Origin of the sequence: Vibrio sp. 10N.247.310.24 (genome assembly GCF_041467175.1) — a bacterium.
Lineage (GTDB): Bacteria > Pseudomonadota > Gammaproteobacteria > Enterobacterales > Vibrionaceae > Vibrio > Vibrio tasmaniensis_A.
This window is the reverse complement of record NZ_JBFSUD010000022.1, coordinates 15,591-30,645: the sequence shown is the minus strand read 5'-3', so window position 1 is coordinate 30,645 and position 15,055 is coordinate 15,591. Positions and strand designations below refer to the sequence as shown.

The window sequence follows — 15,055 nt, the reverse complement described above, 5'->3', positions numbered from 1 at the left end:
CTGGCAAAAGATGTATGTAGTAACAGACTTAACCCGCTAAAGCTTGAGCATCTTGTTGCTTCAACACTTTGTGGCCATCTTCAGTGACGCCACGCTTCCAATAACTGCTAATGTAGATGTTCTCTTTCGCGACTTCTTTTTCGTTTCGGAAGTATTGTCTCAGCTCGCGCATGCTTTCAAATTCACACGCTGTCCAAATCGAAACCTGACCGTCTAACCATTCTAAATTGCGAACCGTTTGTGAAAGTGTTTCTTCAGTTTCATCTTCAATTAACCAAGTGACTTTTATACCTTGAGGTGCTTCAAGCGTTTGTTTATCTGCTGCTGAATTGATCTGGATGACGGCGTGCCCTACGGCGTGCTCTGGAAGCGATTTTACTTTTGCAGAAAGCGCAGGTAGGGATGTCATATCTGCAACTAAGAAGAACCAGTCTGACTCTAGGTTAAGTCCTTGAATTAAACCTGGGCCAGCCACTGAAACTGTGTCACCCACTTTCGCGTTCATTGCCCACCTTGCTGCAAAACCACACTGTAAATCTGTGGTGATGTGGCGAACGAAATCAACCTCAATCCAGTTTTCTACAGGGTTGTACTGACGAATGGTGTAAGTGCGCATGGTTGGGCGCTCACCATCATTCAGTTGGCTTAAATCGGTTGTGCCCAATGGCGAGAATAAAAGCTTGATGTAGCCGCCGGCACATTCGGTTGGATACTTACTTAATCCTTCACCGCTAAGCGTTATACGCTGCATGTTCGGTGTAATGGTTGAGGTTTGAGTAACAGTTAATGTGATAGGGCTAGGCTTGCTCATATAAGGCTCTCTTAGATTTTGATTCCGACATCATAATCCTGAACTAAAAAACACTCAATACTAATAGTTATCATTTACTTTGATTTACACAGAGCAACGTAATTTGAATCACCTATCTATTTACCCTGGCATCCATACCGACAAAAAAGCCCTTTAGAAAACTAAAGGGCTTGAAGCGTTAGCGCTATTTAACGTGAGCAGAATTAGCTGTTTGCTTGCTCTAGTTCAATCGTCTCATCTGCGGCTTTCGCTGCGTCTAGCATCTTACGAATAATGAACGATGCTGCCATTGCGATACCCACCATTACAACCGCTAGAACAGTCAGCATTTGGAAGTAATCACCGTAAACCGTTTGAACGATCTCTTGTGTGATCTCTTGGCCTTTCTCAAGTGCAATAGACGTTGAAAATACAGCACCAACAATGCCTGACATTGCGATTGCTACAGAGAATAAGCTTACTGAGAAGTTCTCGATGTGCTTAGGTGCAACAGACAGAATGAAGGCTACAACCATAGAACCAACAATAACTTCACCAAATGCTAGGAAGAAGTGGATTGCTAAGAACACTTCAGGGCGAATCAGAATATCTTCACCTACGGTCGTTACTGCCATTGTTAAGATACCGAAAGCGATCGCCGTCAAAATGAAAGAAAAACCTACTTTGGTTGCGGTAGAGAAGTGAATGTTTTTCTTTTCTAGCTTAGAGAAGATACCCGTAATAATAGGGCCTGCAACCATACACCAAAGTGGGTTCATTGCCATTGAAGCTTCCGGGGCTACAGGGATGAAGCCGAGTAGATCGCCACGCATTGTGTTGATCGCTACCATTGTCATCGACGTCATCATTTGGCCGTAGTACACGAAGAAGCATGTCGTCAGGAATGTGATGATTAAGATAGTACCCATTTTCAGCATGTCTGATTTCTTCGATTTCATCATCAAAGAGACAAAGTAGATGATTGCTGCCGCGCCGATCGCGTAAACGATGTTCTGGCCGATATCCATGTTAGAGAACATGAAAAATACCAAGCCAATCATTGCAGCAGAAAGACCGAGGAACGCAGCCCAGTTTTTCGTGCTAACTGGTTTTTGGTCGATTTCAGCACTTGCTTCAACAAGGCCTTTGCGAACAAAGAGCATCATCAGAAGTGCTGCACCTGCTAGAACACCTGAGAGAAGGAAGCCACCGTGGAAACCGACAACTAGCACTAGCATTGGGAACAGGTATTGACCTAATAGAGCACCAATATTGTTTACTGAGTAGTTGATTGGGTAGCAATTTTCGAAATCTTCTTGAGTTTTGAACGTGCGTTTGTAAAGACTTGGGTAAGAAGGGGACATCAAACCACGCGCATAACTCGCTAAAGCAATACCACATAAAGCCATTGGAACATTAGTTGCTGCGGCACCGAGTACCAGTAGACCGTAACCACTTGCGAATCCAAGAAAGGCAATGGTCAATGATCGGTATGCGCCTAAAAATTTGTCGGCGATGAAACCGCCTGCGATAGCAAATAGCGGTCCGATTGCAGAGAAAGCACCAACAACCATCATGGTGTCGGCTTCGTTGTAGTTCAGATCTTCAAGGAAGAAACGAGTCAAGATCACCATGACGCCATAGAACGAAAGTCCGAACATCATTTGGCAGAACATCATTGATTTATTTAATCTATTCCACATTATTTTATTCTCACATTTGTGTTGATATGTAGTGTAATTACCCAATTATAATATCATTAATAGCAATACATAAAATGAAACATTTGCTGTGTTCGTTACTTTGCTCTCTATATCTTTTCTTATCGGGCGATTCATTTTTCTCATGCATTAAATATGCAATATTAGATTTTGCTAGTGGATGGTTGTGTAAATGTCGGTCAGATTTATTTGTTGCTAATCCGCAAGCCAAATAAGGAAAGTTACAGGTGGCAATCTTGTAAAATATTCAAGTGAGTATCACTTTCAATTAGCTGTTGGATTTTAGCCAATAAAAAAGCCAGCTTGGTGGCTGGCTCTGTTTGGGTATCGAAAACGACGTTTACGAGAATGCTGTCTCTACAGCGGCTTTCTCGACTCGTGTTTTATACCAATCGTAGTAAATAGCTGGTCATCCTAGCTTGTTAAAACGCTCAATAACTGCGTTAGAAATTTTGATTGTAGAATAACTACTTATCGAAACTTCTAATCGAGAAGAGCCGCCTTGTTCTTGAGCCTTTTTCCTGCGCTATTTATGATCACTTACTTACTGTGATTGGTATTCGCAGTTATTCACAAGGAGGAGCCATGTGGATCACGGCCAAGCCACCTAAGGACGTTTCACGGTACTTTTTGTTCATGTCTTTACCTGTTTGGTACATGGTTGCGATAACCTTGTCTAACGAGATAAGACACTTACTGGTGCGTTTCAGCGCCATACGTGATGCGTTGATGGCTTTCATTGCGCCCATTGCATTGCGCTCGATACATGGCACTTGAACAAGCCCACCGATCGGATCACATGTCATGCCTAGTGAGTGTTCCATAGCGATTTCAGCTGCGATGCAGATTTGTTCGTTGCTACCACCGCGTAGGGCGGTTAAGCCTGCTGCAGCCATTGATGAAGATACGCCAACTTCGCCCTGACAACCCACTTCTGCACCAGAAATCGAAGCGTTGGTTTTGTACAAGATGCCAATAGCGCCAGAGACTGCTAAAAAGTCTTTCAACTGCTTAGTGTCTAGTTCTTTAATGAAACGATGGTAGTACATTAATACCGCAGGAATAACGCCAGCCGCACCATTGGTTGGAGATGTTACCACTTGGCCACCCGCTGCGTTTTCTTCACTCACAGCAAAGGCAAATAGGTTAATCCAATCCATGATCTCCATTGGATCGTTTTCAATCGAAGCATTCGCCTCAAGCTTTTTCAAAAGAGCAGGGGCTCGACGCGTCACTTCTAGACCGCCATCAAGGATGCCTTCGGTGTCGAAGCCTCGCTGCATGCACAGAGACATCACCTTCCAGATTTGGTCGGCTTTTTGGTCAATCACGTCCATGCCTTGAAAAGACACTTCATTGCGCAGGATTAAGCCACCAAGGCTAAGCCCTTGCTGCTCTGACAATTCAAGTAGTTGGTCGGCAGAAGAAAAAGGGAACTCAACTTGTGTTTCTGCTTCTTGCTTGCCGTTTTGTAGCTCATCAGCGGTTGCAATAAAGCCACCACCAATTGAGTAATATGTTTCCATCTCTAAAAGACTACCGCTTGCGTCAAAAGCAGAGATGGTCATGCCATTTTCATGCAGCGGAAGGTTGGTTTTATGGAACAGCAAGTCGCTTTCTACGTCGAAGTGAATTTCATGGTTACCGCTAACCAGTAGAGACTTATCTTCAATTGCTTTACGCATTGCTTTGTTAGCACTGGTAATTTTAATGGTGTCGGGGCGGTTGCCGAGTAAACCTAATAAGGTCGCTCTGTCTGTATGGTGACCAATACCCGTTAATGATAACGAGCCGTATAAGTCGATTTGAATACGCTCTACTTGTGTAAGCTGAGCATCAATTTTTTGGGTAAAGTTAAACCCAGCGATCATTGGTCCATTTGTGTGGGAGCTGGACGGTCCAACCCCAATTTTGTAGATATCAAAAATAGACAGCATAGTAACTTCCTGTGAAGACGGTTCGATGAACGAACTCTGTGTAAAATTTGTATTTCGTTAGTTCCACTTCTGTGAGTGAACCTGTTCTTTGGGTGAAGCAGTTCTTTGGCTGAAACAGTTATTCGATTGAGCTGGCTCTTTGCTTTAAAGGTCTCTTTTATTGAAACTCGTGTTGAGCAAGCATAGAGCGATGAAATACAAGAGCGTGCTATGTTTGCTTTAAAGCGACACGTCTATTCTTGTATGACCCGAGATGTTGCTATCAATAGTGAGCATTATTGATAGCAACATGTAAGAATTTCAAAATACTTTTGTTAATAAGTATTGTATACATAATTCACTCCATCTAATCACTAAAACGAGACTTGAACATAAAATGAGCATTATTCACCTCCTTATTGTGCTAGGTAAGCGACTTAATGAGAATAAATTGACTAATGAAGGAATCAGTCGAGTTGATGCTTTAGTTGAGTATCTGGCTGGGCCTTTGGCTGAAGAGTCGAACCAGCAAACGGCTGTGGCGTTCTGTGGTGGGGTGACACAAGGCCAAACCGTTTCTGAAGCCGATATGATGCACGAGTATTTTCGAGAGCTTGAAAATCAACGTGAGTATCCGTTTCCCATAGGGGCGGTTTTACTTGAGCAGCATTCGACAAATACGGTTGAGAACATTCAAAACTTGGCCTCAGAGATGATTGAAAGTGGGCTGTTTACACGCGGGCAGAGTGTGACGGTGACGTTCGTTTCTAATGACTACCACTTACAACGTATCTTCGAGATTCAATCGCTGATGGACGAGCAAGGTTTGCTTAAGGTTTTGGTCGAGAAGTGCTCTGCACTTGGAGTGGAACTACAAATAGATCCTCAGCGAGAGGCTCATGTCGCAGTGCCATACCCTCATCAAACAGAGCAAGGGCAATTGTTTCTGTTAATGGATGCTCTGACGACCTACCGAGTCTATCTTGAAGGTGTCTCTGTGGGTGCATTTAAGAGGGATTTGGATTCAGTAAGACGAGAGCCAGAAAGGTTGTCTTTGGAAGCCTTGTTAGCGGCAAAGGAGTTAGTTGGGCGTTCATCTCATTTTGATATCGTAGAAAGCTTGCTTCCAGTGTTGGAGACCTGCATCCAAAATACCCCAGTCGGAATCGACATAGAAAAAGTTAAGGAGTACCTAGCATTGCTCGATACTAACCTGACTTTATTGAATCGTTATTTAGATCCAGAATCAGATCACACACATCGCTGGTGGAGATAGCGAAAACACCAATATTAGTAATACAGATAGGTAGCCCAAAGGTGATGTGTGTACAAAGTTGATGTGTATAGTAAGGTAAACCGACCGCTCGATAGCGAACAGTTTACCTAATGTCATGTCATTTGACAGGGTGGCATTCGTGAAGGGTTAACGTCGTGGAATAGGTGTGACGTCAACAGTTCACGATGTCGCAGCTTAGCTTTCTTCTTTTTGCTCATGGTTGTTGCGGTAGTATTCCCACTGTTCGATACGTTCACCGTCATCAAATACACAATAAGTAGTGCGTTGATTGTTTTCAGCTACGGTGTCTAATTCACCATCTTGTTGAACACAATAAACCGCAGCTGGGTTAGCCACTGAAACACGTTGGCCTTCGCTATATTCTGCATAGTCGTTTGCACAACCGCCCAACACAACGGCAAATACAGCCATCAAACCAATTTTCTTCATGTTTATCTCCTACGTGATAACTCTATAATCGAATGCGTTAAGTTCTACAGAACCAGATTAGAAGCTCTATGAAACTAGTATATTTTAGATTTCAGAAAAGGTTGTTCTAATTTGGTCAAGATATTGAAATAGGTTGATATTTCGCTATTTTTAACGGATTTTTGAGTGTTTGATCATGCTGGCATAGCTGGTGCTCTAACAGGAACGGCCTCCGTCAATAAGGTGCTACTTGATGGTTATTTCTACTAGATAGCAGTGGGGGAACAGCGATCAAAAGCAGAGGTTATGTGCTCTTTCAGGGGACGGAGAACGTCGAATCTATTGATGATTATGATATGATGCCGCCAAATTCAGTAGAGCAGTCAGAATCATGAGACACCTAAAAACCACTATTCACCCTGATATCGATCACCTAGACAATAAGACGGTATATAAGCGCAATGCTGCACGTGCGATTGTGTTAGATGGCGAAGACATTTTGATGCTTTATACAGAGCGTTATCACGACTACACCATTCCTGGTGGTGGTTTGGATGACGGTGAAGATGTGATCGCAGGTATGGTCCGTGAGCTTGAAGAAGAAACGGGTGCGAAGAACATTCACAGTATTAAACCGTTCGGTATTTTTGAAGAGTTTCGTCCTTGGTATAAAGATGATGCAGATATAATGCACATGATTTCTTACTGCTACTCATGCAAGATTGATCGTGAGCTTGGCGAAACAGCTTACGAAGACTACGAAGTGAAAAACGGGATGAAACCGGTGTGGATGAATATCCATGAAGCGATCGATCACAACGAAAAGACCATGGCTGAGAGCCCTAAAAAAGGCATGAGCATTGAACGTGAAACCTTTTTGCTGCATCTAATCGCAAAGGAAATGCTGTAACCCTTTTAATAAATCAAAACTGTTTAAAAGTAGAATGTTTTAAACAGTTTTGTTCACCATGAACCAACAATAATTCCTCCCTCCTTTAGTTGAGCTAACCCATCGTAATTTGAGTTTTAAGCAAAACGCCTCCAGTCCGTAAACAACCTATCCGTTTCCAACCAGCATAGAACGTTGCCTTATCTAACAGACTGTCAAGTTGACTAACCTCTCATCAAATTGATTCTTATTTTGAAGAAAAGACCGTTTCATTCTGACTGTAATTTTAATGTAGAGAAATAAGTCTTATTTTTCAATGTTATACGGTGATTTTGAAACGATTGGAAACTTGGCTTCTCTTTTGCTTCTTTGTATTAAGCAGCTCGCTTTATCGGCACCAACATAATAAACAAAGATGCGAATAGTTTGTTTTAGAGTTAACTGAGACGCTTCTTTAACTTGCCGTTCAGAGTTCACACACTTTTCAAGGAAATCGCTCATGCGAAGAAGAAGTCGAGGTTTACTATGAAATACAAGCAAGTTATTTATCTTATGACGGCAGTTGCCAGTGCCCCTGTCTATGCAACGACGGTAGATCTGGACTTTTCAAATCATGTAGAGTCGACGAACGGCAGCAGTTCGTGGGCTGGGCCAACCTATGATGGATCTTCGATGCACTTCCTCAATGTTGGTACACATGATGGAAAAACAATAGATGCCAAAGTGTCTAGTAGTGTGTTCGGTGATGCGACATTTTTGTTTCATGCTCCTAACTACAAAGTTGGTGCAACACAACCCTCAGGAGATATTGGTTTTCTCTATCAAACTAACTCTGCGGGCTCTGCAGGTCTAACCTATACCTTTGAATTTTATGATGGTACGGATGGACTCTCAGGTACGTTCTCAGTGCCTTATACACTTCCCGAATTTGACATGATTGGCTATGACATTGATGGCGAACCCGTGCAGTCGGAGCAAGTAAGAGTGTTTAAAAGTGAAGGTTTCTACAGTTATCAACTTGGTAGTGCTAGCGCGAGTTTGACGGCGGAAGAGAGTGCCGATGGAACGTCGGTTCTATTCACCGGGCCAGGTACGAACTATTCTGAAACCGACACTTCCGGTGCTGTAAAATTCACCTACAAGAATACCTCGATTGTAACTCTACAATTTGAAACGGTTACGAGCAGTAGCAGTAGTTTCCCCAACCCGATTTTCTCGGCATTTGACGGTAACTGGGACTTATCTGGATTTACTACGCCAATAGAAAGTTCAGATGAATCTGATTTTGGTGACGCTCCGGATAGTTATGGAACGTTGCAGGCGAGTAACGGTGCTGAGCATGCGATATCTTCCACACTGTACTTAGGTGCTAGTGTTGATGCCGATACAGATGGCCAACCTGGCACATCATCCAACGGCGATGATTTGGATGTTGGTGGAAATGATGATGACGGGATTGCACTGTTGACGAACCTTGAAGTCGGCTTAGACAGTTTAATTAATGTCAACATTGTGGGGAGTGGTTATCTGCAAGCTTGGGCTGACTGGGATATGAATGGATCTTTTGAGGATGACGAGCAGATATTAAAAAATCATTCTGTTGTAGATGGAAGCCAAGTCGTCCCTATTCGAGTGGGTGATGATGCTGTCGTTGGGAGCGTACAAACTCGATTCCGTTTAGCGAGTAGCCCTAACATTCCGAGTGACGGTTATGTTGGTGATGGTGAAGTTGAGGACTACGTGTTTAACGTTACGGATCCTGGCACAACGGTTCAACATTCGAATTACTATACAGCGGCCTTCGAAGATAATTGGCCAGAAGTTGGTGACTTCGACTTAAATGACGTTGTGGTTTACTACCGCACCACCATTTTAAGTAAAGAGGACGCAGTGCTTCGAATGGATATTACGGGAACCATAATGGCCTACGGTGCTTCTTATGGTAATGGACTGGGATGGAAGCTTGATGGCTTCGATGAGTCAGATGTCGATCTTCAAACGGCTCGAGTGCAAAAGAATGGCGCGACTCGGGTAAATATTTCGCCGTTTACGGGTGAAGACAAAAGTGTTGCATCGCCAGGAGGAGACCTCGTTGTTGTCGCGTCGTTGAACCTAAAAAATGATCTGCCGATTAACGGTGAGTGTATGTTCCACCGCACTAACCCTTCTTGTAGTCTGACTTTAGAAGCTGACCAAATGACGTTCAGTATTTCTCTGCCGTTTGCTTCTGGAAACGAGCCCACAGCGAGTTCACTGATGCCATTAAGTGGCTTCGACCCATTCATCTTTGGTGCGGGAGCGGGTTATTACCATGGTGACAGTTTCTCTACATCGCCAGGGAAAGACTTAGAAATCCATACTGCGGACTTCCCACCAACGTCGCGTGGCACGTTAGTGAGTGATTTCTATGGTATTGCACAAGATGATTCAGACCCGTCTAGTGATAAATATTACCGAACGACACAAAACATGCCTTGGGGTATCTTAATTTCATCACCTTGGAATCATCCATCAGAATACATTGATGTTAGTGAGGTGTACCCCGAGTTTGCTGAGTGGGCTACATCAGGCGGTGCTTCAAAACCAACGTGGTACCAAAACCCTAACGCCAACAAAACTTGGTCAACGGAAGATTAATCAGGAGGATTTATGAAAACAATCAAACTAATTTTGAGTGGTGTAGGCTTTGTATTCCTTTCAGCTTGTGGCGGCGGAGGTGGAGGTGATAGTACCGCTTCATCTCCAAGTACAGTCGCTCCTCCGAGCAATACTACGGCTCCGGTCCCCGTCACTCCTCCGGGTAATTCGACCGTTGGTAGCAATAACGTTGTGGCACCTGCTCCAGTAGTGGTACCGCAGTCTATTAAATCATCTGAGTTATCTATACCGGAAGGTTTTGATTTTTCTACGGAGAGAGAAGTGTCTGTAAACGTTGACGTAGCAAGCTCGCAAAGTTCTCGAGGTTTTATGAGTATTTATACAGAGTTCAATGGTGATGTTGTCGATTACACCTCACAAGTGCTGAGGAGCCCAATCAATCAAGATATTGATTTCTCCACAACTCTCCTTTTACCCAATCATGTTGATAAAGTATGGGTTGAAGTCTGGTATCCGTCGGCAATGGGAAGTGAAGTGAAACTCCTTGTAAATATTGAGGACGATAATGTAGACGTGATTCTTTAATCTTTATCTTCTACCAAACAACGTTACCGCTATTTAGGCGGTAACGTTGTTTTAGGCGCTTTTGTTGTGAATTTTTCTAACATCGAGACCTGAGATAACCTGTATAAAATGAATGGAGTGATATTATCAATCCGGTGTTTTAGGTGTATCTTTACTTAAGTGACGCTCGTTTCTAGCTTTACGAAATCACCAAAACTCGGTGAGCCTGCCCTAAACAAAGAAGACTATGAATAAAAGACAGTTTGTTGCCCACTATTTGCGCATGAATCGCCCCTCGTACTTACTGGCGATTGTGTTCATTTTTCTCGTTAACTGGTTACAGGTAGAGATCCCTCGTTATATCCAACTTGCCATCGATCTTATTGAGGATGCTTCAACAACGGGCCATCAGCAGCTTCAAACCTATGTTTGGATCGTGGTCGGCATGTCGGTTGCCATGGTGGTGGTGAGAATTCTGTCTCGTATCTATGCGCTTAATCCGGGGCGAATTACAGAAGCAGCACTAAAGAGTACACTTCTACAAAAGCTGAATCGCTTACCGAGCAGCTTTCATGAACGCTTTGCATCTGGTCGACTAATTTCAATCATGAATAATGACCTTAGCGGCATCCGACTGATGTTTGGTGTGGGGTTTCTTCAGTTCTTCAATGCGTTACTCGCGCTATCGCTGACACCTCTTTATATGTGGCGTATATCGCCAGAACTCACACTGTATTCGATTATTCCTATCTCAATCGCTTTTGTGATTTTTCGGGTGGGCTTCAAGCGTATGAAAACGCTGCATTTAGAGCACATGAAACGTCTACAAAACTTGTCTGCTCAGCTAATGAGTTACCTGGCTGGGATTGATTTGATTAAGAGCCAGCAGATGTCACCTTGGGTGAAAGCTGAAACTGAAAAGCTGAATCAGTTATTACTTGAATGCCGCCTTAAAATTACACGTATTCAAGTCTTCTTTATGCCAGTACTCGACTACGCCAATGACCTGATGAAAATCATCATTCTTGGGCTCGGTGGCTACATGTTAATGAGACAGGAACTCACACTTGGTGAGATTACTGCCTTTCTGACTTACTCGGTTTTGCTCGCAATGCCATTGATGCAGCTTGGCAGAATCGCGACCATTTATCAGCGTGGCATGGTCGGCATTCAAAGTGTACAAACCATTCTTAATGCAAAAATTCCAGACCTTGATGAAGATAAGCTCACTGAGTTAGATGTTGAATCTCTGAAGGGAAAAACGTTTTCTATTCGCAACCTCAGCTTCAGCTATTCAGGTGAAGAGCGTCTGATTCTCGATGACATCAGCTTTGACATTCCAGCAGGTAAGAAAGTGGGTGTGCTAGGCGGAATCGGAGCGGGTAAAACGACATTAGTTAATTGCTTGAACCATCACTTGGATGTTCCAGAAGGTTCGGTTTTCCTAGGCGAAAGAGATGTCACTAGCTTCTCACGCAGTGATTTGCGCCGTTACGTGAAAACCGTGACGCAAGACCCTTATCTGTTTTCTGCAACCGTCGAAGACAATATCCGCTTCGGTAGCTTAGATACTGACTTGGCAAAGAGTCAGGTTGATGAGGTTTTAGAACTGAGTCAGTTAGCCAATGACGTTACACGTTTTGAGCATGGCGACCAAACCTTAGTCGGTGAGAAAGGGATCATGTTGTCGGGTGGTCAGAAACAGCGCTTGAGCATTGCTCGATCTTTATTGCAACCCACCGACCTGATCATCATGGACAACGTTCTATCGGCTGTCGACTATGAAACAGAACGTAAGATTTTAGAGGGCTTGTTTAAGCGCTTGGAAAATCAATCGGTACTTGTGGTTTCACACCGTGTTAATGCCCTTGAATATATGGATGAAATTATCGTGTTGAACGAAGGTAAGGTGATTGCGAAGGGCGACCACGCGACGTTATTGAAAACGTGCGATTACTATTACGATACATGGCAGTTACAGCAGAATGAAACGGAGGCAGCAGCATGTTAAAAGGTGTTGATCTCAAGTACCTCAAGCACTTTTTTAAGTTTGCTAAGAAATACAAACGCTCTGCGATTCTGGGCATTGCTATGCTTCCGCTCTCTGTCATTACAAGCCTATTGTTTCCTTGGCTGATCATTCAAGTGATCGATGTTCATTTAAGTCATGGTGATATGGATGGACTGCTCGAATATGTCTTCTATCTAGTTGCTGTGCTGGTGGCGAGCTATGTGGTGGATACCACCTATTCGTACAACCTACGTAAAACGGGGCAGTACACGATAACCGACATGCGCTCAGTGTTGTTTGCTCGTGTGCTTAAACTGCCGCGCAGCTATTTTGATAACACACCGATTGGGGTAACGCTCTCACGATTAACCAGTGACTTGGAAACCATTGGCGAGACGTTTGTTCAGTCGGTTGTGGGGCTAGTTAAAGACAGTATCAATACCATTGCTCTGTTGGTGATGATGTTCTTCATTGATTGGCAGTTAACGATGATTGTATTGATCATTATGCCGCCGGTGATGTATTTGACGGTGTATGTGAGAAACCGACTTCGTGAACTGTACAAGGTGACTCGTTCTTCGCTCGCTCGCGGTATTGGCTTTTTACAAGAAGTCTTATTTGGTATGAAAACCGTTCAGATGTACCGAGCGGAAGAGCAAGTAGAACAGCGTTACCAAGGCTATACCGATGAGTTTTTAAGAGCGCAGAAAAAGATAAATAAATACGATGCGATTTTGTTCTCGTTTATCTCTGGCATCACCTCTATCACCATCGCAATTATGATCTGGTATGGATCTGAGCAAGTGATAGAAGGGGCACTCACCTTGGGTGTGCTAATTGCGTTCATCAACACCTTAGAAAAAGTGTTTGTTCCGATCCGTGACTTTACTTCGCAGATTGCTTCGATTCAGAGTTCATTTGCAGCGTTTGACCATATTGAAGAGCTGTTTGTTGAGCCGACTGAAGAGGAAGGGCGCAACCTGTTGCTATCGAGCAAGGTTGAAAAACAGCTCGAACAGTTTGTGAGCCTAGAGTTTAAGAGCGTGAGCTTCCGTTACAAAGACGACTCTCCCTACGTGTTAAAGAATGTCTCGTTTGTATTGGAGAAAGGGCATCAAATCGCGCTTGTGGGTTCTACGGGATCGGGCAAGTCGACGATTCTGCGTCTGATCTCTAAAACCTACCAAGACTATGAAGGCAGCATTTTGTTGAATGGAATAGAGCTGTCGCAGATCTCTAGTGAAGACTCTGCTCATTTGTTCTCAATGATGATGCAAGATGTACACTTGTTTGAAGAGACAATCCAATTCAATATCGCACTGGGCAAAACGCATCTATCTAGAACTGAGGTTGAACACGCAGCACGCTATGTGTACGCCGATAAGTTTATTGAACAATTGCCACAAGGTTATGACTTCCACTTGGAAAAGAACGGATCCAACTTGTCTGTAGGGCAAACGCAGCTTATCTCGTTCGCTAGAGCGGTTGCACAGGGTGGTCAATTGATGATGCTTGATGAGGCGACCAGTTCGGTAGATTCAATCACCGAAGACCTAATTCAAAAAGCAATGCAGCGCCTTTTCAAGGAAAAAACCGTGATTGCGATTGCACACCGTTTGAGTACCGTTCGTCACTCAGATACGATTTTGGTGTTGGAAAAGGGTGAAATTGTTGAGCAAGGTAATCATCGACAGCTAATAGCACACAATGGAATTTATGCAGGATTGTTGGAAGAGTCCGTGGTTGGAGGAATCGATTGTAGAAGTGAGTGACTATCGAGCTATAAATAACTATTAACTAATACGAATAAGCCAAACTTGTCGACTTCCTAGCTTGTATGACTATTACAAGATACAGTTAGCCTAAAGATGAAACATATAAGGAATGTATAATGCTTCGAATCTTATTGATTGCAGTTATCTCGGTGTTCAGCACGATGAGTTTTGCAAGCGAAGAGGTTGAGTACTCAGAATTGGACTATTTAGATCGACCGTTGATGGAACGCTATATCTTGGATGAATTGAAGCAGCTAAGAATGGACCAACAAGATCTTGAAAGACGTTTGACTATTCAGATGACCGACCGTGAGCTCGCTGTGGCGGACAAATCGCTGAATTACGCCAACGTGACTGTAACCTATTTTTTCTACATTATTGCGGGTGTCGCTTCACTTATCGCATTAGTTGGGTGGCAATCGCTTAAAGAACTCAAGCACACAACCAAAGAGATGGCTGACCAGCGATTGAATTCTATCGCTCAAGAGTACGAGAAGAAGTTTAACGTTCTTGAAAGGGATCTAAAGCGTAAGACTCGAATTATCTCAGAGAACAACCGAGAAATTGAAATCATCAATGAAATACACAACTTATGGTTGAGAGCGCAAAATGCTCAAACCGCCGAGCAAAAAATTGAAATTTACGATGAGATCTTAAAAGTCCGCCCTGGTGATTTAGAGGCGCTCACTTATAAAGCTGATGCCGCAATGGACATGCAGGAATACCATTGGGCAATGAGCTTATGTAACCGTGTATTGGAAGTGGATGATCAAAATGCTCACGCCTTGTACCAACGAGCTTGTTCGTATGCAAGATTAGGTGCTGAAGGTCAGGCAATCGACGACTTAGAGCGCTCTATCGAAGCCAGTGGCTCAATGCGAGAGTTGCTAGCTGAAGAGCCAGATTTTGAGATGCTACGCGGCTTAGATCGTTTTGAAGCGCTTTGTGAAGAGTAATTATTTAATGGCATGGTGAGCTTCGTACGCTTACTATGCTTTTAATCATTTTTACGGAACGGTTTCTTACATTTCGCTTATTTTATTGAATTAATTGTTATGTTATAACATTTGAAAAGTTCATTGTGAT

The 15,055-nt window shown here is 43.4% G+C and carries 11 protein-coding genes; 7 read left to right on the top strand and 4 right to left on the bottom strand.

What is annotated here, in order from left to right:
• Positions 1–28 precede the first annotated feature (28 nt).
• The 3 genes from AB6E08_RS09315 to AB6E08_RS09305 all read right to left on the bottom strand — a co-directional run bounded on the left by AB6E08_RS09315 (position 29) and on the right by AB6E08_RS09305 (position 4,448).
• Complete coding sequence (locus AB6E08_RS09315) at positions 29–811, bottom strand: siderophore-interacting protein (RefSeq protein ID WP_371710159.1); 783 nt, start codon at positions 809–811, stop codon at positions 29–31.
• A gap of 203 nt (positions 812–1,014) precedes the next feature.
• Entirely contained in the window at positions 1,015–2,493 is a 1,479-nt protein-coding gene (locus AB6E08_RS09310; RefSeq protein WP_086027533.1) for a peptide MFS transporter, read from the bottom strand.
• Between the two features lie 584 nt (positions 2,494–3,077).
• Complete coding sequence (locus AB6E08_RS09305) at positions 3,078–4,448, bottom strand: L-serine ammonia-lyase (protein ID WP_017098384.1); 1,371 nt, start codon at positions 4,446–4,448, stop codon at positions 3,078–3,080.
• Between the two features lie 376 nt (positions 4,449–4,824).
• Here AB6E08_RS09305 and AB6E08_RS09300 point away from each other — a divergent pair, with 376 nt between their 5' ends.
• Positions 4,825–5,703, top strand: a complete 879-nt coding sequence (locus AB6E08_RS09300) for a YdcF family protein (RefSeq protein WP_371694645.1) — start codon at positions 4,825–4,827, stop codon at positions 5,701–5,703.
• A gap of 195 nt (positions 5,704–5,898) precedes the next feature.
• Here AB6E08_RS09300 and AB6E08_RS09295 read toward each other — a convergent pair whose 3' ends face one another.
• Positions 5,899–6,153 (bottom strand): DUF333 domain-containing protein, encoded by a 255-nt coding sequence (locus AB6E08_RS09295; protein WP_372065746.1) that lies wholly within the window; start codon positions 6,151–6,153, stop codon positions 5,899–5,901.
• 370 nt (positions 6,154–6,523) lie between these two features.
• On the opposite strand from AB6E08_RS09295, the gene AB6E08_RS09290 reads away from it, so the two are divergent.
• The 6 genes from AB6E08_RS09290 (at position 6,524) to AB6E08_RS09265 (ending at position 14,925) form a co-directional block, all read left to right on the top strand.
• Positions 6,524–7,042, top strand: coding sequence for an NUDIX hydrolase (locus AB6E08_RS09290; RefSeq protein ID WP_372049193.1), 519 nt, complete (start codon positions 6,524–6,526; stop codon positions 7,040–7,042).
• A gap of 504 nt (positions 7,043–7,546) precedes the next feature.
• A complete protein-coding gene (locus AB6E08_RS09285; RefSeq protein ID WP_372065743.1) occupies positions 7,547–9,658 on the top strand; it encodes an LruC domain-containing protein in 2,112 nt (703 codons plus the stop codon).
• Between the two features lie 12 nt (positions 9,659–9,670).
• Positions 9,671–10,204, top strand: coding sequence for a hypothetical protein (locus tag AB6E08_RS09280; protein ID WP_372065740.1), 534 nt, complete (start codon positions 9,671–9,673; stop codon positions 10,202–10,204).
• A gap of 226 nt (positions 10,205–10,430) precedes the next feature.
• Positions 10,431–12,194: an ABC transporter ATP-binding protein gene (locus tag AB6E08_RS09275; protein ID WP_372065737.1), complete on the top strand. Its 1,764-nt coding sequence runs from the start codon at positions 10,431–10,433 to the stop codon at positions 12,192–12,194.
• Positions 12,188–13,966, top strand: coding sequence for an ABC transporter ATP-binding protein (locus AB6E08_RS09270; RefSeq protein ID WP_372065734.1), 1,779 nt, complete (start codon positions 12,188–12,190; stop codon positions 13,964–13,966). The genes AB6E08_RS09275 and AB6E08_RS09270 overlap by 7 nt, the downstream gene beginning before the upstream one ends.
• Positions 13,967–14,085: 119 nt before the next feature.
• A complete protein-coding gene (locus AB6E08_RS09265; RefSeq protein ID WP_009845608.1) occupies positions 14,086–14,925 on the top strand; it encodes a tetratricopeptide repeat protein in 840 nt (279 codons plus the stop codon).
• The last annotated feature ends 130 nt before the right edge of the window (positions 14,926–15,055 follow it).

What these genes read in the sequence shown, in the direction of transcription:
- AB6E08_RS09310 (WP_086027533.1), bottom strand. Translation starts at nt 2,493, where the DNA reads ATGTGGAATAGATTAAATAAATCAATGATGTTCTGCCAAATGATGTTC.
- AB6E08_RS09300 (WP_371694645.1), top strand. Translation starts at nt 4,825, where the DNA reads ATGAGCATTATTCACCTCCTTATTGTGCTAGGTAAGCGACTTAATGAG.
- AB6E08_RS09285 (WP_372065743.1), top strand. Translation starts at nt 7,547, where the DNA reads ATGAAATACAAGCAAGTTATTTATCTTATGACGGCAGTTGCCAGTGCC.
- AB6E08_RS09295 (WP_372065746.1), bottom strand. Translation starts at nt 6,153, where the DNA reads ATGAAGAAAATTGGTTTGATGGCTGTATTTGCCGTTGTGTTGGGCGGT.
- AB6E08_RS09280 (WP_372065740.1), top strand. Translation starts at nt 9,671, where the DNA reads ATGAAAACAATCAAACTAATTTTGAGTGGTGTAGGCTTTGTATTCCTT.
- AB6E08_RS09305 (WP_017098384.1), bottom strand. Translation starts at nt 4,448, where the DNA reads ATGCTGTCTATTTTTGATATCTACAAAATTGGGGTTGGACCGTCCAGC.
- AB6E08_RS09290 (WP_372049193.1), top strand. Translation starts at nt 6,524, where the DNA reads ATGAGACACCTAAAAACCACTATTCACCCTGATATCGATCACCTAGAC.
- AB6E08_RS09265 (WP_009845608.1), top strand. Translation starts at nt 14,086, where the DNA reads ATGCTTCGAATCTTATTGATTGCAGTTATCTCGGTGTTCAGCACGATG.
- AB6E08_RS09315 (WP_371710159.1), bottom strand. Translation starts at nt 811, where the DNA reads ATGAGCAAGCCTAGCCCTATCACATTAACTGTTACTCAAACCTCAACC.
- AB6E08_RS09270 (WP_372065734.1), top strand. Translation starts at nt 12,188, where the DNA reads ATGTTAAAAGGTGTTGATCTCAAGTACCTCAAGCACTTTTTTAAGTTT.
- AB6E08_RS09275 (WP_372065737.1), top strand. Translation starts at nt 10,431, where the DNA reads ATGAATAAAAGACAGTTTGTTGCCCACTATTTGCGCATGAATCGCCCC.